The organism is Abyssibacter profundi, assembly GCF_003151135.1.
Taxonomy (GTDB): Bacteria; Pseudomonadota; Gammaproteobacteria; order Nevskiales; family OUC007; genus Abyssibacter; species Abyssibacter profundi.
This window is the reverse complement of the sequence record NZ_QEQK01000006.1, coordinates 102,639-126,042: the sequence shown is the minus strand read 5'-3', so window position 1 is coordinate 126,042 and position 23,404 is coordinate 102,639. Positions and strand designations below refer to the sequence as shown.

The following is a 23,404-nucleotide window of genomic DNA, read 5'->3' as shown; positions in this document are numbered from 1 at the left end:
TCGTCCACCACAAGTACAGCGCGGCCCTGCCGATTTCACAGGTGCGAGCGAAGCGGCCCACGGTGAGGCGTGGCGGTTTGGCTCGAACTGCGATTTCGATGCGCGAGCGCTGCGATGAAGATTCTTTTAATTGACGACGATGAGCTGGACCGGGCGCTCTTCGAACAGACGTTTCAGGACGCGTTCCCTGCCGGGGAACTGGTGCAATGCGAAGACACGGAAGACCTGCACAGCCTGGCTGAGGCACATCGGCCGGACTGCATCCTGCTCGACTACCGCCTACGCGGCAATGATGGCTTAAGCCTGCTTCGGAACTTCTCCTTCAGCTCAGACGCGGACGCACGACCACCGGTCATCATGTTGACCGGCGAAGGCAACGAGGCGGTTGCCGTGCGCGCGCTCAAGCTCGGTAGCGCCGACTACCTCAGCAAGAACGACATGACCGCCGCCGCCCTGCAGACCGCGATTTCCGACGCCATCTCAGACATGCAACAGCGCCAGGCCAGTCTGGCCGAACAACGCAGGCTGCGAGAGCTGGCAACAACCGATAGCCTGACCCAAGCGGGCAATCGCCTCGCCTTCACCCAGGCACTGGAACGCAAACTGTCGCTGGCCAGCCGGCATGGCGCAGCATTCGCCGTGCTATTGATCGACCTGGATCAATTCAAGCCCATTAATGACGAGTACGGCCATCACGCCGGTGACGTCGTGTTGATCGAAACCGTCAGACGCCTGCGCGACACCGTACGCACCGAAGACGGCGTTTTCCGCCTCGGCGGCGACGAGTTCACGGTCATCCTGGATCTGTGCCCGTCAGCCGGAGACGCCGCCGAGGTTCGCGAGCGCATCCTGCAAGCGCTGACCGAACCCCACTGTCTGCCCAGCGGCGTGTCGCTGATGTGTGGGGCCAGCGTCGGCATGGCCGTCTACCCCCGTGACGGCGACGACGCCCACGCCCTGACCCACGCTGCTGATGCGGCCATGTACCGATGCAAGCGCACACAGCAACAAGATCGCGTTGCGGGTCCTGGGCCGCAGGATGACTGACACCACGGCCACCGGATATATTGCCCAGCCATCTCATCACAGCCCCGCTGGCCTCCCCGCCGTTCGAGCCCCGCGCTGGGGGCTGCGCGCGCTGATCGCGGTGACGCTGGTCTTCGTCGGCGTGATCAGCGTGCTGGCCATGGCCACGGTCAGCGTCACTGCCGCACAAGACGCCCTGGCCGCCAACCTGCAAGATCGTCTGGCCGTCCAGTCCCAACGCCGGGCCGAGCGTTTCATCTCGCTGCTCGACGAGTTGCAGGGCGATGTGCGATTGCTTGCCGAAGTCCCGCCCATTCAAGGCCTGATTCGGAGCACTCGGAACCAGGACATCGACCCGGTCGACGGGTCGTCAACTGCGCTCTGGACCACGCGCCTGCAATCGATCTTCCGGGGCATCCTGCTGGCCAAACCTCACTATCTCCAGGTTCGCTACATTGGCCTGGCTGACGGTGGTTTGGAGCTGGTGCGAGTCGAGCGTGATCATCGCGACGGCGACATCCGCGTGGCCACCCGGTTGCAACGCACAGGCGACCGGCACTATGTCGCCAGAGCCGCTGCGCTACCGCCTGGCCAGATCTATCTCAGCGCCATCGAACTCAATCGCGAGTTCGGTGCCATCCAGACGCCCTACACCCCTGTATTGCGTGCGGCACTGCCGATCCATGACTCGCACTCGGGGCGTCCGTTCGCTGTGCTGGTCGTGAACCTGCGGGCCGACTATTTCTTCGACGCGCTCAGGGCGATGAAGTCGGATGCCCTCCAGCTTGCGCTGACGAATAGCGACGGGGAATACCTGCTCCACCCGCAGGGTGAAGACACATTCGCCTTCGAACACGGACGCTCGCATAACGCGGTGTCCGACCACCCGGCGCTCGCCACAGTACTGGCCACGGGCGAGGCAACGTCACAACTCGACAAAAACACCCGACAGTTCGTAGACATGCAGCGCATCAGCTACGGAGACCACCAGGCGCTCGGTTTGGTCTTGAGCATGTCCACGGACGCACTCACGGAATTCAGTGCTCGCATCTCCAAGCAGCTGACGCTCGCATTGCTGGCCATTTGCTTGGGCTGCGTAGGATTTGCCGTGCTGGTCGCTCACCTGATCGCGGCGCCGATCAAGCAACTATCATCGGCGTTGGACAGCTGGAAGCCTGGTGACGAGGTGCCGCCCTTGCCGGTACACAGCTACGGTGAGGCGCGCTCGCTAGCCGGTGTAATGGACCGGGTATTCACATCGCTGGCGCATCGCAACCGCGAGCTTGAGGCAACCAACCGAGAACTGGACCAGTTCGCGTACATCGCATCGCATGATTTGCAGGAACCTGTGCGCACGGTGACCAGCTTTGCCGAGATGTTACGCAACGACACCGGTAACACGCTGACCCCACGCAGTGAAAAAGGCCTCTTCTACATGCTGCGTGCCTGCGATCGCATGCGCGCGCTGATCCAGGGATTGTTGGAATACAGCCGCATTGGCCATCATGCGGATGCGACGCCCGTGCACCTGCAATCGGTGGTCGATGGTGTGCTGCTCGACATGTCGGCCACGATCCTGGCACGTAAGGCTGAGATCAGCGTCATCTCACCACTGCCCACCATGCGCTTATACGAGGCGGAGACCCGCCTGTTGCTCACGCATCTGATCGCAAACGCCATCAAGTTCTGCCCCGAAGATCGGACTCCCCAGGTCCGCCTGTCCGCAACGGCAAGAACCGACACCAGCTGCCGCCTGCTCATCCAGGACAACGGAATGGGCGTACCGGAAAACCAGCAAGACCGCATCTTCACGATCTTCCAGCGGGCGGTCGGCCGCGAAGATTTTGAGGGCACGGGCATCGGCCTGGCGCACTGTCGGAAGATCGTGGACCTGCATCACGGAAGAATCTGGATTGACGCCTCGTCCCCTGAAGGGACAACCTTTGCAGTCGAACTGGAGGATGTCCGATGAGTGCAAGGCTGCGCGAGATTCTGGTGGTGGACGACAATGTCGCGGACACTTTTCTCCACCGAGAGACATTGCAGACCATGTGCGTGGCGGACTGCATTGTGGAAGCACCCCACGGCCAGGCCGCGCTCGAGCTACTGACCGAACGACGTGCGCACGCCGCCGCCCTGCCCGAGCTCATTCTTCTCGATGTGAATATGCCCGTCATGGACGGCTGGGAATTTCTGAACCAAGCCGGTGCGGACAAGCTGCTGGACCAAAGCGCCATCGTGATGTTGCGGGCAACCAGCATCCTGTCCCCCCAGTCCATACAAGCCGACACGCCACGACAACCCGATGCCTGGCTGGACAAGCCTCTGGAAGCGGCCGCCGTGACCCGGGTCATCGACGCGCTCCTGCCCCCGCCCGCCGCCGCCTAGCGCAGCCTGCGCCCAGCTTTGGCGTTACACTATGCGCCGTCTGATTCTCAGCGCCTGTAGCTCAGCTGGATAGAGCATCGGCCTTCTAAGCCGGCGGTCGCAGGTTCGAATCCTGCCGGGCGCGCCACTTTCGTAGAAACCGCCCCGCATTCCAAGCGACAGCGGTCGCAGGTTGCCCGACGCATCCATGCGTCGGGTCCTTAGGCGTACGCGCGAACACCCCGACGCTCGCGCGGGAATGCCACGAATTCCAACCACCCGTTCGTATCCATCCCCATGCGTATCATCTGGTCGTCAACCTGACGACCGAGAGCGGTAATTTGATCCTGCGGATCCTGCAAGAGAGCATCGACGTGGACGCGCAACTGGAGAATAGCCAGCAGCCGAGTTCTGCGGGTGCGACGGGCCTGGCACAGTGCACCGAGCTGGTTCGCCAGCTTCGGGGCCAGGCCGGTGATCGCCAGGTCGAGGGTGCCCGGATCGGCCTGCAGCATAACCTGGGGCTGGGCGGCGCCTGCGTGGTCAGCCTCTACGAACGTCAGCACTAACCCAGGCCGCAGGCCCGCCGCCCACGAGGCTGGGTGGCTACCGCTCGCCGCCCGGCGTCTCGCGCTGCAGGTAGAAGAACATGTAGCCGGGCTTGCCCTTGACCTCGCCGGCACCGATCACGGTGTCGTCATCGACCTTGCGGAAGTAATCCATGATGGGCTGCTTGTCGTAGATCAGGCTGGCCGTCACCGCCCCGCGAAATTCGATCATCCGCATGCGCGCGGCGCCTAGCTTGTCGAAGGCGTAAATGCTGCCGTCTGGCGCGTGTGCCAGCAGTGGCTCGACATGGTCGCGTGAGTCGAAGCGCTTGCCGTACCAGTTGATCGGGTCGGGTTCGGCACCGCCGTCGAATTTTCCGCCCGACCACTGGCCCAGCATGAAATCCAGATCAACCGGCTCCAATTCGTCGTACAGCGACATCAGCCGGTCTTCAGCGACAGCCTCGCCGCTCTTGATCAGGGTCTTAAACGTCATGGGCGCCTCGCTGGTTGAGGTGGTCTCCGGAGAGTGATTGCTGTTGCAGCCAACCAGCGCCAGGCTGGCGCTGAGTAGCGTGCACAAGATGGTGGTCCGCATGGGTTGCATCCTCCGATGGTGCAGGTTCAGGAATCGTCATCGCTTGGGCCGCTGAGCAGCACCGCGATTTGTGGCTGGTACCAAGTGCCAACCACCAGATCGGGAAAGCCGTCGAGATTGAGATCGGGTGACACCATGGCCTCGGAGGTCTCGACGGTGTCGTGCTCGACGAAGGTGGTGAAGTCCTGGCTGCACACGTCGTAGAACAACCCGGCGTAGCCATTGAAGTAAGACACCGCCAGATCCAGTCGCCCGTCACGATCAAAGTCGCTGAACAGCACCGCGTTGCTGCCGGAATCGGTTTCGAACTCGACGGGCTCGGCCAGGCGACCATCCGCCTGCCCGTAGGCCACGGCGAGGCTGCCTCCAGCAATGGGGATCATCAGATCTTGGCGCCCGTCACAGTTGATGTCAGCGGTACGCATCGCCTCGGTGGCCCCGGAAATCTCGAAGGGGCCGGCACCCGAAACGAAACTGGCGTCGCCCGCTCCATAGAAGATCTCCACGCGGGAGCGCACCGGCCCCCGAGGCCAATCGGTAATCGCAACATCCACCGCGCCATCGTCATCAAAGTCCGCGACCTCCATGCCGATGGCAATCGCGCCCAGCGCCTCGCCAGTCAGCAGCGGAGCCCCCGGCGTGAACTGCCCTTGCCCATTGTTGAGCAGAATCGTCACATCCCCCCAGTAGCTCAGTAGGTCCAGATCGCCATCGCCATCGACGTCAGCGGCTGCAAGGTCCGTCGGCCCCAAGCCAGCCGCATGGGATTCGGTGAGGGTGATCGTGCCGTCGCCCAGCCCGTGATACACCTGCACATCGTCCGAGCGGGCGTTGGTAACAGCCACATCCAGTACGCCATCACCGCTTAAATCTTCGACGACCACCGCCACCGGTTGCACGCCTGCCAGATAGCGCTCGGCCGCCAGCAAACTGCCGTCGCCGGCATTCAGCAGCACGGCGACCGCATTGCCGATCGAATCGGTAACCACGACATCCGGGTAGCCATCGCCGTTCATGTCCCCGGCAGCCACACCGCCATGGGCCGGCCCATTGCCGCCCACCGACGCGATGTAGCGCTCAGCGGTCGTCAACCCGATGGCGGGCGCCACTGCGACGCCAGCTCCGGGTGCACTGGATCCGCCACCGCAGGCGGACAGGCTGCCCAGCGTGATCAGGCCACTGGTCATGATGGCCCCGCGCAGCCGCGCTGGCTGGAATGAATTGTCCATTGGCTCTCCTCCAATTGATGCCCTGTCAGACGGGCGATGGCGATTCATCGGATCGCTCTTGGACTATAAAGTACGCACAAGTACTTTTATAATCAAGCGCGTGGATCCGAAATCTTTCCAGGCCGCCAGAACCCCGTAACTGTTGCCTATCGTCGGGCAGCGCGAATAAGGTACGATCTAGTACTTTGTTATTCGTGGCACCTTTTCTGCCGCTTCCCGGGAGACGCCTATTCATGGAAGACGACGCACCCTCAGAGCGTTCTACTGACGGACTGGCCCGCTACGGCGCGCCTTCCGATGCCGTGATCGATGCCTGGCGCCTGCCACGGGGACGCCAGGCCAATGACCGTTCCAGCGAGATCGCGGCTTCGCAGCGTGCGCGTCTGCTGTTCGCGATGAATGAATCGGTGGCGCAAAAGGGTTATGTCGCCACGACGGTGGCCGACATCACCCGGATTGCCCGCGTTTCCCGTAGCGCCTTCTACGCCAATTTCAAGGACAAGGAAGCCTGCTTTCTCGCGGCGTACGAGGCGGCACATGTGGATGTGGTCGAGCGTATCCGCCGCGCACAGACGCCAGAGATGTCCTGGCGCGAACGCCTGCGGACCACGCTGCGCGTTTATCTGGCATTCAAGCGTGACCACCCCGCCCTGTCACGCACGCTGCTGGTCGAAATTCATGCGGCCGGCCCCCAGGCCCGCGCCAAGCGCGACTGGGGCCACCAGCACTTCGCCGAGATGCAGCGCCGGTTGTATGCGCTGCGCCAGGCGGAGGAACCCGGTCTGCCCGACCTGCCAACACCGATCTTCCGCGGGGTGGTCGCCGCCATTGAAGAGATGGCCGCCAGCTACGTCTGTGAGGGGCGCACGGACGCGATTCTCGAGCTGGAACCCGCGGCCATGCTGCTGCTGGAAAAGGTCTACGGCTAACGCAGGACCCTGCTCGCCCGGCCCCCGGCCGGCCCCCGGACCGCAGCCGACAGATGCTGCGGCCAGATCACTGCAACACCACGGCCAACACGGCCTGGAGGAGACCCTGGATGCGTCGTACCGACACGCCCAAGCACACCGTCACGTGCCACCCGCTGCACGTTTGCCTCGCAACCCTGGCGCTCGCGCTTTGCGCGCCACCCGCCTCGGCCCAGTCCGGCCCGGATCCGGACACCGACCCCTGCGTACTGCCGGCACCCGCGGCCGAGCCCATGACCGCAGCCTGGACCGAGCGCGACCTGCAGAATCAGGCCTGCGCCGAAGCCCGGACGCAGGAAGTGCCGCTGAGCTGGACCCTGGGACTGGGTCCCGACGAACTGCCCAGCCCCGTCCGCGACCCGTACCGCGCCCCCGCCAAACATGATGGGCAACGATTCCGTTTCTCGACCGCCACCGTCACAAACCGCGATGGCGAGGCCCTGGCCGCCGAGATTTATCGCCCCTGCAGTGCAGAGACCTGCAGCGAGGTACCGGAGGGGATCGCCGTCGCGGCGCCACCCTACCCCGCCATCTTGATCGTCCACGGCGGCGGTAGCCAGAAGGAACTGCATCGCTGGGCGGCCCAGCCGCTGGCGGAAACGGGCTACATCGCGGTGAGCTTCGACGTGGCCTCCGGCAATCACGGCAGCGATGCGCAGGACATGGTCGACTGGCTGTTCTCCGTGGACTTTCCCTTTGCCGACGAACTGGACCGTGACCGCGTGGGGATTACCGGGCATTCGCAAGGTGGGAGCACCGCCAGCCTCGTCGGCCAGCTCGACGAGCGGCTACGCGCCATTGTCGCCTGGGACAACCTGACCGCTGTCGACCCCATGCTGTGGGCGGATGACATCGGCGTTGAACCGCCGCCCGGCTTGCCGATCACCACGCCGGCACTGGGCATTGGCGCGGATTACTATTTCACACCCGAGCCCTACACCGATCACCCCGAGCCCCCACCGTCGAATGGCGAGGGTGGACGCGGGCGGGGCGTCTCGGCCCATCCCAAGGATCTGGGCTACCAAGAGCTTCGCGCTGCCGGCGTCGACACGGCGTTGGTCATACTGCGCGCGGGCACGCATCTGGACTTCACACCATTGATGGCCGGGACCGGCAGCCGCTATGGAGAGCCCTATGCGCTATACCTGACATTGGCCTGGTTTGATCGCTACCTGAAGGGGCTGGCCGAACCCGACACCGCCGCTGACGGCTACCGCCGCCTCCTGGCCACCCGGTTTGACGACTCGGCCGACCGGCACAACCTGGGCGCTGGCTACTACGACCCAGTCGACGGCAACCAACCGTATCGGATCGCAGGCCTGTCGGTCTGTGACCGCATGTCGTTCTACTTCAAGTCACGCCTGGCCATCACCGCCCCTGGCAACGACCAGCTCATCGCCACTGAAGACTGGAAAACCGCCTGCAAGGACGATGCGCTGCCCCAACCGGGCACGCCGGACACGCCACCGCTGAACCCGGCCACGCCGGATGACCGAGCACCGGATGGGTCGGGTGGAGCCCTGGGCAGCGCGGCCCTGGCGCTGCTCGGGCTGGTCGCGCTGCGGCGCAGGCAATGGGGCGCTAGCGGCTGACCTCCAGCCGCGGCGCCTGCACCAGGCCAAAGCTTTGCAGCACCCCCAGCAGCTGGCGATGACCGAAGGCCTGACAGGCCGAGGCGAAACCCACCCGCGCTGGGGGTTGCTGCAGCAGGTGATACGCGGTGTACGCCTGGAGCAGCCCGGTCTGTTTGTAGTTGCAGTTGCCGTGAATGATGCACTGGGCACGTCCAAGGGGTCCGCTGGCATGCACTGAATCCAAGGAGGTGTTCACCCGGGGGTTCTCACGCGGCGGCATGCCCGCCTGCACCGATGCCGCCATATCCGACAAGGCCTTTCGCTGGGCCTCGGGCGGCAAGGGCTTGATCTCCTCCTCCACCTGGGCGGTCATTGCAGCCACACCCTCCATCACACTGCGATCAAACACCCCGCCCATGGCTTTAACGTTGGCCACGCGAGGGTCGTTTCGGAACCACACAGGATGCGCCGTACCGCCCCAGGGCAACGCCAGTGCCGTGGCGTGCTGGCCGGGGACGCAAACCTCGGCGGAGCTATTCGCCGGCCAGGGGGTGTACTGGTTGTTTTCCAGATAGAAGAAGTCGGAGGTCAGAATGCTAAAAATGGTCTGGGTGGAGGCATAGGTCGGCATCCCCTTCCACAACACGAGGATATCCAGGGTATCCAGCCCCGGAGTCTCCAGGCAGATGTTCGCGGCAATCTCGCCGGTGGTGTACATCTGTGCAGTTCCCGGCGATAGCAGCAGCCCCTTGTCAGCAAAGGCATCACCCCAGCGCTGCTCGCAGTCCATCATCCAGTTCTGTTCGCCGTTGGTATCGGTGTAGTGCACACCGGCTGCGAGGCAGGCCTCGACCGCCTCGGCGCCCAGCTGCATGAACGGACCCACCATGTTGCACAGCACCTGGGTGCCGGTTAGCAGTTCGGTCAGTGCCTCGGTGCTGTGCTCGACCTCAACCACCTCGTAGTCAGCGGTCTCGATGCCGGGCACCTGATCCATCACCGCCTGGATGCGTGTGGCGTCACGCCCGGCGGCGATGAATGGCACGCCATACTCGCGTAAGTACTCGGCCACCAGGCGTCCGGTGTAGCCGGTTACGCCATAGATCACCACTGGCTTCTTGCTCATGCCCCTGTCTCCCTCGGAAAAGTTTGCCGCGTCAGGCCGTGCAATAAAGCCTAGAGGGAGTGCATGGATAGGCCGACCACCCGAGGGGGTAGCCCTCACGGGGAGGCATGACAGTCGCGTTGTTGGTGACCGGCCCTGAATGCCCGCGCCCCCGTTCGCGCCATGATTAGGCGGCGCGGGCGTCTCTTTGCAAACGGCCCACCCAACGTGACAAATCCTCCGCCACGCGGGCCCAGCCATGATCCAGCATCAGGTTGTGGGCCATATCCGGATAGATGCGGGCCTTGCAACGATAGGCGGCGGCCGTGCGTTGAACCACCTGCGGCGGGAAGATCTGGTCCTGCCCGCCACCCACGACCCAGCGTGGCAAGGCGGCGGCGACCTTACGAGGCTTGGGCAGGTCCAGCACCAGCATATCCAGGAAGGCCCGGAAGGATTCGTTCTGCAGGCGCGCCCAGTAGTCGGCCGCTTCCTCGTCGGTCATGGTGTGGCTGTAGAACAGTGCCCGCGCCATGTCCGGCTCGCGCACCAGGTGGTACAGATCGGCAGTCAAGGTCGCACGCAGCAGGTCCAGCGGGCGGCTGGCCAGCAGATGGCGAACCACACCGTTGACCCCAAAGGGCGGTGCCGCAGCCACCAGGCCGGCACCGGCCAGGTTGGCTGGGCGGCGCTCCATCAGCTTCTGAACCACAAAACCGCCCATGGAATGGCCGATGACCACGCAGGGACCGCCTAGCCGTGTCATCTCGGCTTGAACGGCATCCACATAGTCACGGATTGAGAACCAGGGGATCCGGGCGCCACCAGACCCACCATGTCCAGGCAGGTCCATGGTGGCGACCGTGTGCCCCAGTTCGCGAAGCCGCGGTGCAAACTTCTCCTCCCAGCACCAAGCGCCATGCCAGGCACCGTGAACCAGCAGCAGCGTCGGCGCTTGCTCAGGCTGCATGGGACAGCCGATCCACAGCCGGAGCCTTGCGCGCCGGCTTGGTCTCAAGACGGGCGTCGGCTATTGGGGTTTGCAGCATCATGCGACGGTCTTCTTTGTAGTCATGGCGTACGACCCAGGGAATCTTCCGACCCTGCCGCGGGAGTAACTGCTTGGCCCGTTGCACATACCCGGCGGTGAGTTGGTCGAGCACGCTGTCTTCCATCATCACGCCGTCGTGGTCGCGAGGAATCACCTCCGCGATGCCCTGCTCGTCCATGTAAGACAGCAGCTTGCAAATGTACTGTGCGGACATGTCGGCCTTCATGGTCCAGGACAGGTTGATGTAGCCGAACACCCAGGCAAAGTTGGGCACATCCTGGAGCAGCACGCTCTTGTAAATCATCTTCTCCGCAACCTGATACGGCTGGTCGTCTACCGAGATCTCCATGCCGCCGAACATCTGCACCTGCAGGCCCGTAGCAGTCACGATGATGTCGGCGTCCAGATGCCGCCCGGACTTCAGCTGGATGCCGTCGGCGGTGATCCGTTCGATGTGGTCGGTCACCACTTCGGCCTTGTCATCGCGGATGGAGTTGTACAAGTCGGCATCCGGCACCGCGCAGAGGCGTTGGTCCCAAGGATCGTATTTGGGGTTGAAGTCTTCGAGCCGGAAACGCTCCCCGACATGCCGGCGCGCCTGGCCGACGAAGAACTTGCGCATCAGCTTCGGGAACCGCTGGCAGATCTTGTAGGTGCCCTGCCAGATAAACAGGTTGCGACGGCGCGCGATGGCGTAGCTCCAGCGCTGCGGCAGCACCTTGTCCAGCAATTCGGTCATGCGATCCCAGCCCGGCAACGCAAAGATGTAGGTCGGGGAGCGCTGCAGCATGGTGACCTTCTTCGCCTTCTCGGCCATGGCGGGGACCACCGTAACGGCCGTGGCTCCGCTGCCGATCACGACCACATTCTTGTCGGCGTAGTCCAGATCCTTAGGCCATTGCTGCGGGTGAATCATCTGCCCCTTGAATGTGTCTTCACCCTCGAAATGGGGCCGGTAGCCGGCGTCATGGTTGTAGTAGCCCTGGCAGCTAACCAGGAAACGCGCCTGCCACTGCCGGCTCTGGCCGCTGGGCTCGTGCACGGCCGTGACCGTCCAGCACTGGCTGGACGAATCCCATCGAGCGGACTGGCAGTGCATGCCGAATTCGATGTGGTCAGTGACATCGAAGTCTTTGGCCGTGCGATCCAGGTACTCACGAATGCTCGTGCCGTCGGCCAGTGTCTGGTATTCGCGCCAGGGCTTGAACGAAAAGCCATAGGTGAACATGTCCGAATCGGAACGCACGCCCGGGTAGCGGAACAAGTCCCAGGTGCCGCCGATGCGCTCGCGACGTTCCAGCAACACGAATTGCTTGTCCGGGTGCTCGGCACGCAAGCGGCTGGCGGCACCAATGCCGGAGACACCGGCACCTATGATCAGGACATCGAGTACTTCACTCATGGGATTCTCCTCTTTGATGGGGCTTTACACGCGCCCTTAACGCCATCATCGCGCCGGGGCGGCGACGTGGATTGACATTTGAAGACAGATGTTTTGTATTTGGAGACATGTCGACCCTGTTCAGAGCCGCCGGCATGCGCGGCCTCGCCGAGCTGCTCGTGGAACTGAAGCAGCCGGTCGAGCCGCTGATGCAACGCTTCGGGATTCCGCTGACCGCGCTGGACGACGATGATCTGCGCATCTCGCTGGTCGCCTATGCCCAGCTGCTTGAGCATGTGGCCGGGGCGGCTGATTGCCCTGACCTGGGCCTGCGTATGGCCGAGCGCCAGGACATCGGCATTCTGGGACCGCTGGCCATTGCGATGCAGAACGCCAACACCATGGGCGATGCCTTGCGAATCTGCCTGGGCTATATGCATACCCACAGCCCCGCCATTCGCCTGAGCATGCATCCCGGCGTACCGAAGGCCGGGATGATCGCGCTGCGTCTGTTGCTGGTCGCACCTTCCTGGCTGCCGCACCGTCAGGTCATGGAGCAGTGCGTGGCCGACTTGCTGCACTTTATTCAGTGGCTGGCGCAGGCGCCGGTTCCCCTGGTGCAGGTCCACATGCCGCACCCGCCGGCCGCCCCAGCCAGTCGCTACGCCCAGGTGTTCGGCCCGGCCCTCACGTTCGAGGAGCCGCATGCCGAGCTGATCCTGCCCGATCATTTTCTCGATACCACGCTGCAGGGGGCGTCCGAAGAGCTTCAGCGCCTGAGCCTGGAGTACCTGCAGCTGGCATTTCACCCCGATCAGCAAACCCTGACCGAACAGGTGGAGTCGGTGCTCAGGCGGACGCTGTCCACCAGCCTGGGCCGCCGCGACGTGATTGCACGTTTGCTGGACATCCACCCCCGTACGCTGCAGCGCCGACTGGCCGCGGAAGGCCAGCGCTATCAGGACATCCTGGACAGCGTTCGCAGGGAGCAGGCGCTGCAATGGCTCACCGAGACCGATGAACCCCTGGTACAGGTCGCCGGCCAGCTCGGGCTGGCCGACCAGACCGTGCTGTGTCGCAACTGCCGGCGCTGGTTTGAACGCAGCCCGACCCAGCTCCGGCAACAAGGCGGCCGTTAGGAAAGCGCTGATTGATTCGCACCGCCCAGTTGCTGCCTGCAAACAGGCCAGGCAAGGCGCGAGGAGCGAAGTTTGGTCATTCCAAATGAACGACGAGCACCCATTCGCCGGGAGCGAATTGAAACCGCCGAAGGCGGGCCCACCGGGGGAGGCGCATGGATGCGCCGACTAACGCAGTCTGGCCTGTTTGCAGGCGCAATCCAGACGGAACGGGCCGATTTTCCCGCGATCCTGCGTTGCGAAGCGCGTCCATGCGCTTCGCCCTTCGGGCCGGCCTGCGGCCGTCCGAATACGTTCCCGACGCATTCGTGTCGTGCGCTGATTTGGAATAACCAAGCGGCACTCACTCTGCCTGGGCTCGCGGGAAAACCGGCGCCGTCTCGGCGGTGCGAATAGATTGGCGCTTCGCTAGAAATACAAGTCCAACAATGTAGGGATGAGATCGGGGCCGGATTCCTCCGCCTCTTGCGCGTCGAAGGTCGTCCGACCCTGAGCAATCGCCAGGAAGCGATCGCGTCCCTGAGTCCCGGCGTCACCCTGATGCGGCGCATCTGTCTGCAGGCTTTCCAGCCGGTCTGACATGGGCGGATGGGTGCTCAGTAGATAGCTGAGCCGGCCTTCGTCTGTGGTGTTGACCTCGGCCATGCGTCGCAACACGCTGGACAGCGCGTGGCTGTCATACCCGGCCGACTCGAGCAGCGCGTGGGCACGGAGATCGGATGCCAGTTCGTCCTCCCGTGTCAGTTTGGTGGCCAGTAGCTTGTACAGTCCGGACGAGGTAATCACGACCCGCTCACCCGAGCGGTTGGCAAACTCCAACTTGTGGCTAAGCAAGCGCCCCCACACGCCCTGATGAACCAGCGCTCGCATGTGATGCTGTTGTTCGATATGGGCGATCTCATGAGCCAGTACCGCAGCCAGTTCGGCTTCGGTTTCGAGCAGGTCCCACAACCCGCTGGATAGCAGCACAATGCCACCCGGCACCGCCAGTGCATTAATGGCGGGGTCATCAATCAACGCAAAGCGCCAGGGCAAGGCTGGACGCTGGGACTGCTGCGCCACCCAGCGGCCCACCAGGTTGATGTAGCGCTGACGCCGGCTATCCTCGACCGGCGGGTAAGCGCCTAACAAATGGGCCGCTGCCCGCTCGCCCAGTTCAATTTCCCGGGATTCATCCACGTCATCGCTCAAACCCAGTGCCGTAGCCGCCGCGCCCAGGCGCGAATCCGGATCAAAATGCTGACCGGCACAAGCAGTCAAGAACACCAGCACCAGGGGCAATAGGCGACCGGCGACCACTGAAACGACCCGGAGCAGCCACAGGTTACTTCGGTTCATGGGTCAGGCCTCCGTCTGCAGCAAACCGTCTGGCGTCCTCATCGGAAGCCGCATAGCCCGATACCGCCGCCAACGCGTTGTAGTCGGCATTTGCACGGCCGATCCGTTCCACGTCGATCCCGCGCACCGCGGTCGCCACCGTTAACTCGGAGTCGGCCCCATACGCGCTATCGGACACGACATTCAGGTGATCGTCTTGCTCGAAGACGTGGACATTGAGCAACCGTACCCAGCCGGTCACCGCCGTCGTGCCCGTCGCGGGCTGGGGCAGCGTCACCTGCACCCAATTGCCATCCTGTTCGAGAATCTCGACCACCGTGCCAATGGGCACGGTCCCCAGTCGCTCCGCCCGGAAGCCTGGGTCAGACCGCAGCACATCCGGCTGGATGATTCGCCCCTCTCCGGCGAGCGCGGGAAGCGAACTCGCCGCGGTCAGCATGAGCAAAATTCCAAGTCGTCGCATCACGTTCCTCCCCCCTGCTGGTCAGTTCGGCGCATAGAGTTCCACCGCTTCGGCCCGCCCCTTGACCGTATGCGCCCCCATGGGCGTGAAGCGGCGCTTGGCGTCGCACTGTTTGCGCACGGTATCGGAGACCAACACCGGTGCCAGCCCCTTGGTCAGTCCCTCGATCCGGCTGGCTAGATTGACCACATCGCCAATCGCCGTGTAATCCAGCCGGTCTGCAGACCCCAGAAACCCGACGATGGCCTCGCCCTGGTGCAGACCCACGCCGATGCGGAAAGGCTCCCCCAACTCCTCGGCCCATTCCTGCGAAAACCGCTCGGCCTCGGCGAGCATTTCGCAGGCCGCAGCCACCGCGGCCTCACATTGATGCGCGTCAGCTAGCGGAGCCCCCCAAAACGCCATGATGCCGTCACCAATGAACTTGTCGATGGTCCCACCGTGGCGAAGAATCACCGCAGTCTGGCGTTCCAAATAGCCGTTCAGGGCATTGAAGACCACCTGCGCCGAGCGGGTTTCCGAAAAGGTCGTAAACCCGCGAATATCCGAGAACATGACGGTGACCGGCACCCTCCGGCCAACCCGGGCATCGGCCCGGACATCGGGCATCCCCATGAGCTGACTGACAACCTCGGGGTGCACGAAGCGGCCGAAATGCTGACGAATCGCCTGGCGTTGCTGTCGCGTCACCAGGTAACGGCGAATCAGATCGATGATCAGCACGCTCAGACCAATCAACACCGCGTGACCTAGCGGTAGATACCAGCCACCGACGAAAGCCTGGCGCATGACGATGAGGGTCACCATCATCAGGCCAGCGGTGAGCAACACGCTGACCAGCCAGCGGCGAGCGAGCATGACGCAGGCAAGCGCGCCGAGCACCAGAGCCCACTTCAGACCCCAGAGCATCGGCGCGTCCAGCGAGCGATAGAAATCATCCCGCCACCATCCACGCGCTGCCGTGGCCAGCACGTCCATACCCGGGGTGTGATGCCCCAGAGGCGTGTGATGAAAATCATTCAACCCGGATGCGGTGGCACCGACGATAATGAGTTTGTCCGTCAGGCGGGATGACCACGCATCCTGCCCATTGATCAGCCCCTCATAGACGGTGGCAAAGCCATAGCTGGACCAGCCCGGCGTCCCAGCGCTCCAACGCAGGCGCACAAGATCATCTGCGGGTGCCGCCGAACCCGTTGCAGGTCGCCAATTCTTGACCACCTGCCAGGGCAACGAGGGCACCCACCAAGCCCCTGCTCGCCAGCGCCGTCGGTACTGCCGTAGCAGACCATCCGGGTCCAACGGCACGTTGACCGCACCCACCTGCCCGGGCTGGATCAACTCCCGCACCGGCAGCAACATGGGCGGATGGCTCGCCTGAGCACCTGCAGCCTCCAAACCAAGCTGCGGCGCCAGTGATGCCAGATCGAACCCCGCGGCCACCTGCTCCCGTTCGTTGCGTAGCAACAACAACGGCAGGTAACACGATGGGCAGCCCGCCAAGGTCTGGGCCAGCGCCCGGTCCTGCGCGGGCCGCAACGCGTCGGGCTCGGTCAGCAACACATCCAGCACGATGGCCTTGGGGTCGAACTGACTCAACAATTCGATGAGTTCCGCGTACACCCCCCTCGGCCAGGGGAACCGTCCCAGCACCGGGGCAAGCCGGTTCAGCGATGCATCGTCGATGGTCACCAATACGATGTCCGGATCCGCCGGGTGCTGATAGGCAGCGTGGCGCGTCAGCTGATCCGACAAGCGCTGATCCATCCCCCGCCCCAGCCCCAGCACATGGAACTCCAGGCCGATTAGCAGCAAGGCGGCGACAAGCCAGACCCGCCGGGACTGTACCCAGTTCATGGTCAGCCCGGCTGTCGGGACCTCCCCAGCTCGGCCAGGGCTCGGCGGCGCATCCAGCCGGCCAGCAGGCAGCCCCAGAGCCACAACAGACCCAGGCTGCCCGAACCACCGCCACCGCCGGCCTCATCGTCGTTGCCAATCCCACCCGTCGCGCTGGCGGTCTCGAGGACGGCGTTGACGGGATCCGTCAGTACCACGGTGAACTGCTCATCGGCCTCAACATTCGTGTCCCCGCGCACCGTGACCGAAATCGATCGTATGGTCTGACCCGCCGCAAAATTGAGCTGGCCACTGGTGGCGTCGTAGTCCCCGTCAGCTGTGGTCGCTGTTCCATCCGCAGTGGCGTAGCGAACCGAGACTGCGCGGCCGCTCGGCGCGGAAAGGCTTACATCGAACTGCAGGCTAACCGTGCCGCTATCACCTTCCAGAACGCCGGCCGATGCGATGGACAGCTCTGGCATCCGGTCATCATCCTCAATCAGTCCCACCGCCTCGGCGTCCGCCAAGGTCGCCCGAACCGGCGCACTCAAGGTGACGACAAAGCGCTCATCAGCCTCATCCAGCAAATCGCCACTGACCGGCACCGTCACCGTGGCTGAGGTTTCGCCGGGTGCCAGTGCCAGCGTGCCGCTGCTGCTGACGTAGTCGCCGGCACTGGCAGACGCGCTGTCGTCACTGGTCTGGTAGCTGACCTGAACCTCGCGGCCGCTGGCAGCAGACAGCTGGACCGTGAACTGGGCCTGCGTATTGCCGCTGTCTCCTTCCGCCAAGGTGGTGTCGCCAATCGACAGCGCTGGCAGGGGGTCATCGTTGACGATCGTGCCGGTTACCGACGTGGTGGCCAATGTGGCATTGCTCGCCGAGCCCAGGGTCAATGCCAGCGTCTCATCCGACTCGTTGAGCCGATCGCCCCGAACCGGAACCGCGACCTGCTTGCGCGTCTCGCCTGGCGCAAAGCTCACGCGAGTGGCCACGGATTCGTAGTCACCTGCGGCCTGCGAGGCCGAGCCATCGGCCGTCGCCACAGACACGGCAACCGTCTTGCCGCTGGCTGCCGACAGGTCCAGCTGGAAGACCAGTGAGGACGTGCCCGAATGACCCTCCGAGACCGATGCGCCGGTGGCGCTCAGACTAGGCGCGGCATCGTCATCACGGATGGTGCCCGTGGCGGTCGACGTACCGAGACTGGCACCGCTGGGCTGGCTCAAGGCCAGGGTAAAGGTCTCGTTGGGTTCGTCCCGCGTATCCCCGCGCACCGTGACACCTACGGTTTTTTCGGTTTCGCCGGCCTGGAAGGTCAGCGTGCCGGACCGTGCCACATAGTCACCTGAACTGGCGGTGGCTGAACCGTCTGCAGTGGCGAATCGCACGCTGGCGGTGCGCCCACTGGCCGCGCTGAGCCGGACCACAAACGCGGCATTTCGATCACCGCTATTTCCTTCGGTGACCGACACATCGCTCACGCTCAGCGCAGGGGCCGCGTCATCGTTGCGAATGGTCAACCGCCCGGTGTCATCGGCCAGGGTGGCATGGGTTGGGTTGCTGAGCGTCACCGTCAGGTGTTCATCGGCCTCGTGCCGGGTATCACCCCCTAGCTGCAGGCCAATGGTGGCACTCGCCGAACCGGCCGGAATGGTCAGACTGCCGGAACCGGCCTGGTAATCGCCGTCCGCCGTCGTGGCCGTCCCATCGCGACTGGCCCAGCTCAGTGAGACATCGCGCCCGCTGGTACGGGACAGGCTGATGGTCATCTCCACCACACGACTCCCGCTATTGCCTTCGCCATAGGTGACATCGGCGATGCTCAGCGCAGGCAGGGGATCATCATCCGTAATGGTCGCGGTCGCCGAAGAATCACCAATGGCCGCACCGCTGGCATTGCTCAGCTGCAGCTGGAATTGCTCGTCGGCCTCATCCAGCGCATCGCCACGCACGTTCACGGTGACCGACTTGGCCGTCTCGCCCGGAGCGAACGTCAACGTGCCTGAGCTGCTCTCGTAGTCGTTGTCGACGGTCGTCGCCGACCCGTCACGGGTCGCAAAGTCCAGCGTGACTGCGCTGGCGCTTTCCGCCGACAGGCGAACCTCAAACACCACTGGGCTCAGTCCGCTGTCACCTTCGGCGATCTCCACGTCTGCGACCGTCACAGTGGGCACGCCTTCGTCGTTGACGATGGTGCCTGCGGCAGCCGCCCGCTCCAGACTGGCATTGGCCGGAGAAGACAGCGTAACCGAGAAGGATTCATCCTCCTCACGCACGGTGTCACCCGAAATCTGCACCTCGATGGTCTTGGCCGTCTCGCCGGGTGCAAAAGCCACAGAACCGCTGGCGGCCACGTAGTCACCATCTGCCGTCGTGGCCGTGCCATCGGCGGTCTGGTAACTCACCGTGACCATGCGTCCGCTGGCGGCCGAGAGGCTGACGGGGAACACCAGACGTGAGGTCCCCGAATCACCCTCAGCGATTGAACGATCCTCGATTCGCAGTGCCGGCAGCGGGTCGTCATTGACGATGGTCCCGACGCCTGTTGCATCGACGATTTGTGCGTTCTGCGCCTCGCTGATCACCAGCTGCAGGGTTTCATCGGCCTCGTTGCGCGTATCGCCGGCAACCGTGACGGCCACGCGACGACTCGTCTCGCCTGCAGGAATCGTCAGAGAGCCGCTGGCCGCCGAGTAGTCGGAATCACCAGTCGTCGCCGAATCGTCGCGCGTCGCGAACTGCATGGACACGGCCTGCCCACTGGCAGCCGACAGGCTCACGGTGAAGTTCAGCGTGGCGGTGCCGCTGTTGCCCTCTTCGACCTGTGCGTTGCCTACACGCAACTCCGGCACGGCGTCGTCATTGGTAATGGTGCCATTGGCCGTCGCGGTCTGAATGGTGGCATTCGTGGCCTCGCTGAGACGAACGGAGAACTGCTCGTCCGGCTCGTGGCGGGTGTCGCCGTTGACGGCGACCTGAATCGACTGGCTGGTTTCAGACGGCGCAAAGCTCAGCTGTCCGCTGCGCGCCTGATAGTCACCGTCTGCCGTGGTGGCCGAGCCATCCCGCGTCGTATAACGAACCGTCACCGTGCGACCGCTGGCCGCAGACAGCGTGACCGCCAGCGTTAGCGTCTGCTGCCCGCTATTGCCTTCCGTCACCGTAGCAGCTGCGATGGCCAGGCTCGGCGTCGCATCGTCATCCACGATGGTGCCCGTGGCCCGTCCATCCTCCAGTGCCGCGTTACCCGGATTACTGAGTACCAGATCGAATGTCTCGTCGGCCTCGTCCAGGCGGTCGCCCTGCACGCTAATCTCGATACTGGCCGTAGACTGGCCTGCCGGGATGGTGATCTGTCCCGTCGCAGCCACGAAATCTCCATCCGTGGCCGTGCCCTCCACCGTTGCATAATCGGCCGTCACCGTCTGACCGCTCACGGCAGACAGTTCCACCGTGAATGTCATGGCCGTCGTCCCGCTATGACCCTCGGCCACGCTGACATCGGCCACGCTCAACGTCGGCAAGCCCTCGTCGTTCTGAATCGTGCCGGTGGCGGTGGCCTGATCCAATGTCGCCTGCGCCGGGTTGCTCAGTGTGACCTCGAAGGTCTCATCGGCCTCGTTGCGCGTGTCTCCGACAATCGAGACTTCGATGGTTTTCTGCGTTTCTCCGGCGGCGAAGGTCAGGGTTCCGCTGGCCGCGTTGTAATCCGAGTCTGCGGTCGTGGCGGTGCCATCGGAAGTGGCATAGGCCACCGTGATGTCTCGGCCGCTGGCCGCTGACAGCTGAACGCTGAACTGCAGGTCGCGTGTACCGCTGTCGCCCTCAGCCTGACTTGCATCCGCAATCGACAGCGCCGGTAACGGATCATCGTCGGTGATGGTGCCCGTGGCCGAGTTGGTGGTCACCGTCGCATTGGACGGATCGCTCAGCCCCAGTTCGAAGGTTTCGTCGGCCTCGTCCCGGGTGTCCCCCTGGACCGGCACCGTGACCGTTTTCGTCGTCTCGCCGGCCGCAAAGCTCAGCGTCCCGCTGCGGGCCTGGTAATCACCATCCGCGGTGCGCGCACTGCCATCGCTGGTGGCATATGCCACCGTCACCGCACGGCCCGAAGCCGCCGACAGCGAGACGGTGAATACCGCATTCACGGTGTCGGCATCGCCTTCGGTCACCGTGACATCCGCAACACTCAGCGTGGGTAGCGGATCATCGTCCTGGATCGTGAGCGTGTGTGTGTCATTCGCACCCAGGGTTGCATTGGTGGGCGTGCCCAGGGTGATGACCACTGTCTCACGGCCCTCATCCAGCGAGTCATCGACCACCGTTCCCTGAATCGTGGCCTCGCGACTGCCGGCCGCAATGACGATGGGCGATGCAGTGAAGTTGGAATAATCGTCGCCGGCGGTCGCCGTCCCCGACAGGCTGTAGGGGATCGACACCTCATCCTCGGCGTTTTTATCCAGCGCCACCGTGACGGTCAGCGTGCCGGCGTCTTCCAGAACCTCGCTGGTGGTTTCCGGGAGGGAGACGACCGGTGGGGTGCTGTTCACGCTGGTCTCGACGGTCTTGCTCTGTCGAGTTGTATCCGGGTTCTTCTCCTCGCCCGGATTGTCGCCCACCCCACCAAAGCCGCCTTCAGAGGGCATGGAACTCCCCGTTCCATCGTAGACCTGCCCGCCTTCGTCGGCGTGAACCGTTGCTATCGAGCTCAGCTCACCGCCACTGCCCGGCGCCGTAGCTACGTAATTTAGCTGGATCTCGAAGCCGGGATTCAACTGGTTACCGATGTATGTACAGACGCGATTGGTCTCGCTGCCTGACTCCGCATTACAGGCCCAGCGATTAAAATCGGTGCGTGTAAAGCCCGAGAAAGGGGTCTGGAATCTGACGGTAAAACCGGGCCCCGCCGGCAGGTTGTTTGCGTTCTTGACCGTGGCTGTAAATGCGAGGCCCGCCTCATTTTCCTCGGCCTCTGCAGGCCCGTCGTAAACGCTTAGATCAAGATCGACACCACCGGGATCCCCGACCAGGGATACAAAGATGTCGCCATCGTCATTTGGCCCGGATGCCTGCCATGCCAGGGCGTAGTCCATGAACTGGGAACGGCAGTAGGTGAAGTAATAGGTCCCATCATCCGGCCCATCAACCTGGCCGAAATCTGAGCAGTACTCCCGCACAACGAGCGAAAACGGGAAACCCGCAACAGCAACATTCTGGGCGGCATTGTGTTCGGCAGGGAGCGGGCCGATCGCCGTCAATGTCACGTCATCCGATTGGCTGATACGGCGCCCCATGACCTCGCTCTCGACCCCGGGCAGCGCACTACTTCGCACCCAAGTCAACGTGAAGTCCTCACCTTTGGGAGGATAGTTGTCCACAGCGGAGTTTCCGAAGTTACCCGCGGTGTTAGATTGCGCTCCTTCACGCTCAGCCCTGCCAACGGTCACGACCTGCGGCCCGCTCACCGACGCTACGCTGGAATCGATCGTCTGCAAGTTATCAGGAAGTGTGTAGCTCGCTGGACCAGTCATCCCGTTCTCGTTCGGGATGAGCTGATAGTGGTTCGGCTCCATCACCAGAAGAACGTGATCAGGACTAAGTGACGTCGAAGACTCGGAACTGTCTAAACTATCCGCGCAATCATCCAACGCGTCGTCCGGGCAGATATCCCCCAGGGCGATATCTGGTCGTGCATAGGATTCACCGCCATCGACCTGAGAGACCCGCTGCGCGGCCAGATACTCGCTGCCATCTGCACCAAAGAGTTGCCAACGCACATCCCGGCGGCCGGCACCATCATCAAAATCCCACACAAGCCCGAACACATTGCGCCCGGCTGCCAGGCGCTGCGTCAGCGGGTGAACAGGTGCTCCCGCGCTTTCTGTGGCCACGAGCGTGATGACATTGCCCGTGCCTGCAGCGTCATCGGCGGCGATCTGCCGGACGATAAGTCCGCGGTCGGTGCCTGCGTCAGCCGTGAAGATGGCAGACACCAGAAAACGCCGAATGGGATCGGCCGTGGTATCAAACGCGACGTCCGACGCACGTGTGGTCGTGAACGTACCCGGGAACACCGTGAACTCACCCTGCCCGTCCAGCGGCGCAAGCGTGCTCGCATCATCGGACTGGAACGCGAACAATCGGCCCTTGACCACGGGCACACCTGATCCCGAGTCCGTCCAGGTGACGAGGACCTGATAAGTCTGGGGAAAGCTGCCATCAGAGGCCGTGATCGCCACGCGCGGCTCCGACTGATCGCCGGCCCCATCGGAGTTGACGGCGAATCGAATCTCCTGATGCGTCCAGCCCGGGAAGGTCGTGTCCCCATCGCTGTACTCGATGGGGTTTGCCGTCACCGCATCGGTGATGCGCAGCAAGCCGTAGATGTTCCGGTCGCCGTCGGTATCGCCATCCTGGTTGGGACTTTCCCAGACCGTCACGGTCACCAGCGGATCGACCCGCGTGCTGCCATCGGCGTTGGACCCGATCGACTGCAGCCCGCCCGCGGTCGCCACGGCCGGGGCGGTCTGTTCACCGCCGATGGCGGCATCGTTGGCCTGGTACTGGAACACGATGTACTGGCGCGCCAGTTCGTCACCACCGATGACCAGACAGGGCACCATCAGCGCGGTCAGCGCCAGTCGCTGCAGCCAATGTTTGCCCGAAGACCTGTGACCCGGTTGAGGTTGTACTTGATCCTGACGCATATCCCGCTCCTCCCAGGCGGCCTCAACGACCGCCCCCATGCTGCGTCGCATCGTGCTGCGACGGCCAAAAG

The 23,404-nt window shown here is 63.7% G+C and carries 16 protein-coding genes and 1 tRNA gene; 8 read left to right on the top strand and 9 right to left on the bottom strand.

The genetic code is table 11. The features are described 5' to 3' along the window. The first annotated feature begins 114 nt into the window (after nucleotides 1–114). From DEH80_RS08265 to DEH80_RS08245, 5 genes are all read left to right on the top strand, one after another. Nucleotides 115–1,047 (top strand): GGDEF domain-containing response regulator, encoded by a 933-nt coding sequence (locus DEH80_RS08265; protein ID WP_109720024.1) that lies wholly within the window; start codon nucleotides 115–117, stop codon nucleotides 1,045–1,047. Next, nucleotides 1,040–2,998 (top strand): sensor histidine kinase, encoded by a 1,959-nt coding sequence (locus tag DEH80_RS08260; protein ID WP_165831370.1) that lies wholly within the window; start codon nucleotides 1,040–1,042, stop codon nucleotides 2,996–2,998. The genes DEH80_RS08265 and DEH80_RS08260 overlap by 8 nt, the downstream gene beginning before the upstream one ends. After that, nucleotides 2,995–3,414: a response regulator gene (locus DEH80_RS08255; protein WP_109720022.1), complete on the top strand. Its 420-nt coding sequence runs from the start codon at nucleotides 2,995–2,997 to the stop codon at nucleotides 3,412–3,414. Before DEH80_RS08260 ends, DEH80_RS08255 begins: the two co-directional genes overlap by 4 nt. 50 nt (nucleotides 3,415–3,464) lie before the next feature. After that, nucleotides 3,465–3,541: transfer RNA gene (locus DEH80_RS08250), tRNA-Arg, on the top strand. Between the two features lie 226 nt (nucleotides 3,542–3,767). Further along, nucleotides 3,768–3,962 carry a thiolase C-terminal domain-containing protein gene (locus DEH80_RS08245; RefSeq protein WP_207774536.1) on the top strand — a complete coding sequence of 65 codons (195 nt, stop codon included), beginning with the start codon at nucleotides 3,768–3,770 and terminating at the stop codon, nucleotides 3,960–3,962. 37 nt (nucleotides 3,963–3,999) lie between these two features. Here DEH80_RS08245 and DEH80_RS08240 read toward each other — a convergent pair whose 3' ends face one another. Both DEH80_RS08240 and DEH80_RS08235 read right to left on the bottom strand, forming a co-directional pair. After that, on the bottom strand, nucleotides 4,000–4,539 hold the full coding sequence (locus tag DEH80_RS08240; protein WP_165831369.1) for a DUF4334 domain-containing protein: 540 nt from the start codon (nucleotides 4,537–4,539) through the stop codon (nucleotides 4,000–4,002). Nucleotides 4,540–4,565: 26 nt separating this feature from the next. Continuing rightward, the gene (locus DEH80_RS08235) at nucleotides 4,566–5,768 is read right to left on the bottom strand and encodes an FG-GAP repeat domain-containing protein (protein WP_165831368.1); all 1,203 of its coding nucleotides are present in this window, start codon (nucleotides 5,766–5,768) and stop codon (nucleotides 4,566–4,568) included. 233 nt (nucleotides 5,769–6,001) lie between these two features. Between DEH80_RS08235 and DEH80_RS17435 the strand changes: the two genes are divergently transcribed. After that, a complete protein-coding gene (locus DEH80_RS17435; protein WP_207774535.1) occupies nucleotides 6,002–6,697 on the top strand; it encodes a TetR/AcrR family transcriptional regulator in 696 nt (231 codons plus the stop codon). A gap of 110 nt (nucleotides 6,698–6,807) precedes the next feature. Continuing rightward, nucleotides 6,808–8,328 carry an alpha/beta hydrolase family protein gene (locus DEH80_RS08225; protein WP_165831367.1) on the top strand — a complete coding sequence of 507 codons (1,521 nt, stop codon included), beginning with the start codon at nucleotides 6,808–6,810 and terminating at the stop codon, nucleotides 8,326–8,328. On the opposite strand, the gene DEH80_RS08220 is transcribed toward DEH80_RS08225, so the two are convergent. The 3 genes from DEH80_RS08220 to DEH80_RS08210 form a co-directional block, all read right to left on the bottom strand. Continuing rightward, entirely contained in the window at nucleotides 8,318–9,436 is a 1,119-nt protein-coding gene (locus tag DEH80_RS08220; RefSeq protein WP_109720019.1) for a DUF5938 domain-containing protein, read from the bottom strand. The two genes, DEH80_RS08225 and DEH80_RS08220, sit on opposite strands and share 11 nt — an antisense overlap. Nucleotides 9,437–9,602: 166 nt before the next feature. Continuing rightward, on the bottom strand, nucleotides 9,603–10,385 hold the full coding sequence (locus DEH80_RS08215) for an alpha/beta hydrolase (protein WP_109720018.1): 783 nt from the start codon (nucleotides 10,383–10,385) through the stop codon (nucleotides 9,603–9,605). Then, entirely contained in the window at nucleotides 10,375–11,868 is a 1,494-nt protein-coding gene (locus DEH80_RS08210; protein ID WP_109720017.1) for a flavin-containing monooxygenase, read from the bottom strand. The genes DEH80_RS08215 and DEH80_RS08210 overlap by 11 nt, the downstream gene beginning before the upstream one ends. Before the next feature lie 107 nt (nucleotides 11,869–11,975). On the opposite strand from DEH80_RS08210, the gene DEH80_RS08205 reads away from it, so the two are divergent. Further along, nucleotides 11,976–12,986 carry an AraC family transcriptional regulator gene (locus DEH80_RS08205; RefSeq protein ID WP_109720016.1) on the top strand — a complete coding sequence of 337 codons (1,011 nt, stop codon included), beginning with the start codon at nucleotides 11,976–11,978 and terminating at the stop codon, nucleotides 12,984–12,986. Nucleotides 12,987–13,394: 408 nt separating this feature from the next. Here the strand turns inward: DEH80_RS08205 and DEH80_RS08200 are convergent, their stop codons facing one another. Genes DEH80_RS08200 through DEH80_RS08185 form a run of 4 tightly spaced genes read right to left on the bottom strand, consistent with a single transcriptional unit; the run spans nucleotide 13,395 to nucleotide 23,372 of the window. After that, nucleotides 13,395–14,324 (bottom strand): M48 family metalloprotease, encoded by a 930-nt coding sequence (locus tag DEH80_RS08200; protein WP_109720015.1) that lies wholly within the window; start codon nucleotides 14,322–14,324, stop codon nucleotides 13,395–13,397. Then, nucleotides 14,311–14,787 (bottom strand): SH3 domain-containing protein, encoded by a 477-nt coding sequence (locus tag DEH80_RS08195; RefSeq protein WP_109720014.1) that lies wholly within the window; start codon nucleotides 14,785–14,787, stop codon nucleotides 14,311–14,313. Before DEH80_RS08195 ends, DEH80_RS08200 begins: the two co-directional genes overlap by 14 nt. Before the next feature lie 21 nt (nucleotides 14,788–14,808). Then, nucleotides 14,809–16,644 carry a CHASE2 domain-containing protein gene (locus DEH80_RS08190; protein WP_133249172.1) on the bottom strand — a complete coding sequence of 612 codons (1,836 nt, stop codon included), beginning with the start codon at nucleotides 16,642–16,644 and terminating at the stop codon, nucleotides 14,809–14,811. A gap of 2 nt (nucleotides 16,645–16,646) precedes the next feature. Beyond that, entirely contained in the window at nucleotides 16,647–23,372 is a 6,726-nt protein-coding gene (locus tag DEH80_RS08185; protein ID WP_165831366.1) for a Calx-beta domain-containing protein, read from the bottom strand. Between the last annotated feature and the right edge of the window lie 32 nt (nucleotides 23,373–23,404).

What these genes read in the sequence shown, in the direction of transcription:
- DEH80_RS08265 (WP_109720024.1), top strand. Translation starts at nt 115, where the DNA reads ATGAAGATTCTTTTAATTGACGACGATGAGCTGGACCGGGCGCTCTTC.
- DEH80_RS08260 (WP_165831370.1), top strand. Translation starts at nt 1,040, where the DNA reads ATGACTGACACCACGGCCACCGGATATATTGCCCAGCCATCTCATCAC.
- DEH80_RS08255 (WP_109720022.1), top strand. Translation starts at nt 2,995, where the DNA reads ATGAGTGCAAGGCTGCGCGAGATTCTGGTGGTGGACGACAATGTCGCG.
- DEH80_RS08240 (WP_165831369.1), bottom strand. Translation starts at nt 4,539, where the DNA reads ATGCGGACCACCATCTTGTGCACGCTACTCAGCGCCAGCCTGGCGCTG.
- DEH80_RS08235 (WP_165831368.1), bottom strand. Translation starts at nt 5,768, where the DNA reads ATGGACAATTCATTCCAGCCAGCGCGGCTGCGCGGGGCCATCATGACC.
- DEH80_RS17435 (WP_207774535.1), top strand. Translation starts at nt 6,002, where the DNA reads ATGGAAGACGACGCACCCTCAGAGCGTTCTACTGACGGACTGGCCCGC.
- DEH80_RS08225 (WP_165831367.1), top strand. Translation starts at nt 6,808, where the DNA reads ATGCGTCGTACCGACACGCCCAAGCACACCGTCACGTGCCACCCGCTG.
- DEH80_RS08220 (WP_109720019.1), bottom strand. Translation starts at nt 9,436, where the DNA reads ATGAGCAAGAAGCCAGTGGTGATCTATGGCGTAACCGGCTACACCGGA.
- DEH80_RS08215 (WP_109720018.1), bottom strand. Translation starts at nt 10,385, where the DNA reads ATGCAGCCTGAGCAAGCGCCGACGCTGCTGCTGGTTCACGGTGCCTGG.
- DEH80_RS08210 (WP_109720017.1), bottom strand. Translation starts at nt 11,868, where the DNA reads ATGAGTGAAGTACTCGATGTCCTGATCATAGGTGCCGGTGTCTCCGGC.
- DEH80_RS08205 (WP_109720016.1), top strand. Translation starts at nt 11,976, where the DNA reads ATGTCGACCCTGTTCAGAGCCGCCGGCATGCGCGGCCTCGCCGAGCTG.
- DEH80_RS08200 (WP_109720015.1), bottom strand. Translation starts at nt 14,324, where the DNA reads ATGAACCGAAGTAACCTGTGGCTGCTCCGGGTCGTTTCAGTGGTCGCC.
- DEH80_RS08195 (WP_109720014.1), bottom strand. Translation starts at nt 14,787, where the DNA reads ATGCGACGACTTGGAATTTTGCTCATGCTGACCGCGGCGAGTTCGCTT.
- DEH80_RS08190 (WP_133249172.1), bottom strand. Translation starts at nt 16,644, where the DNA reads ATGAACTGGGTACAGTCCCGGCGGGTCTGGCTTGTCGCCGCCTTGCTG.
- DEH80_RS08185 (WP_165831366.1), bottom strand. Translation starts at nt 23,372, where the DNA reads ATGGGGGCGGTCGTTGAGGCCGCCTGGGAGGAGCGGGATATGCGTCAG.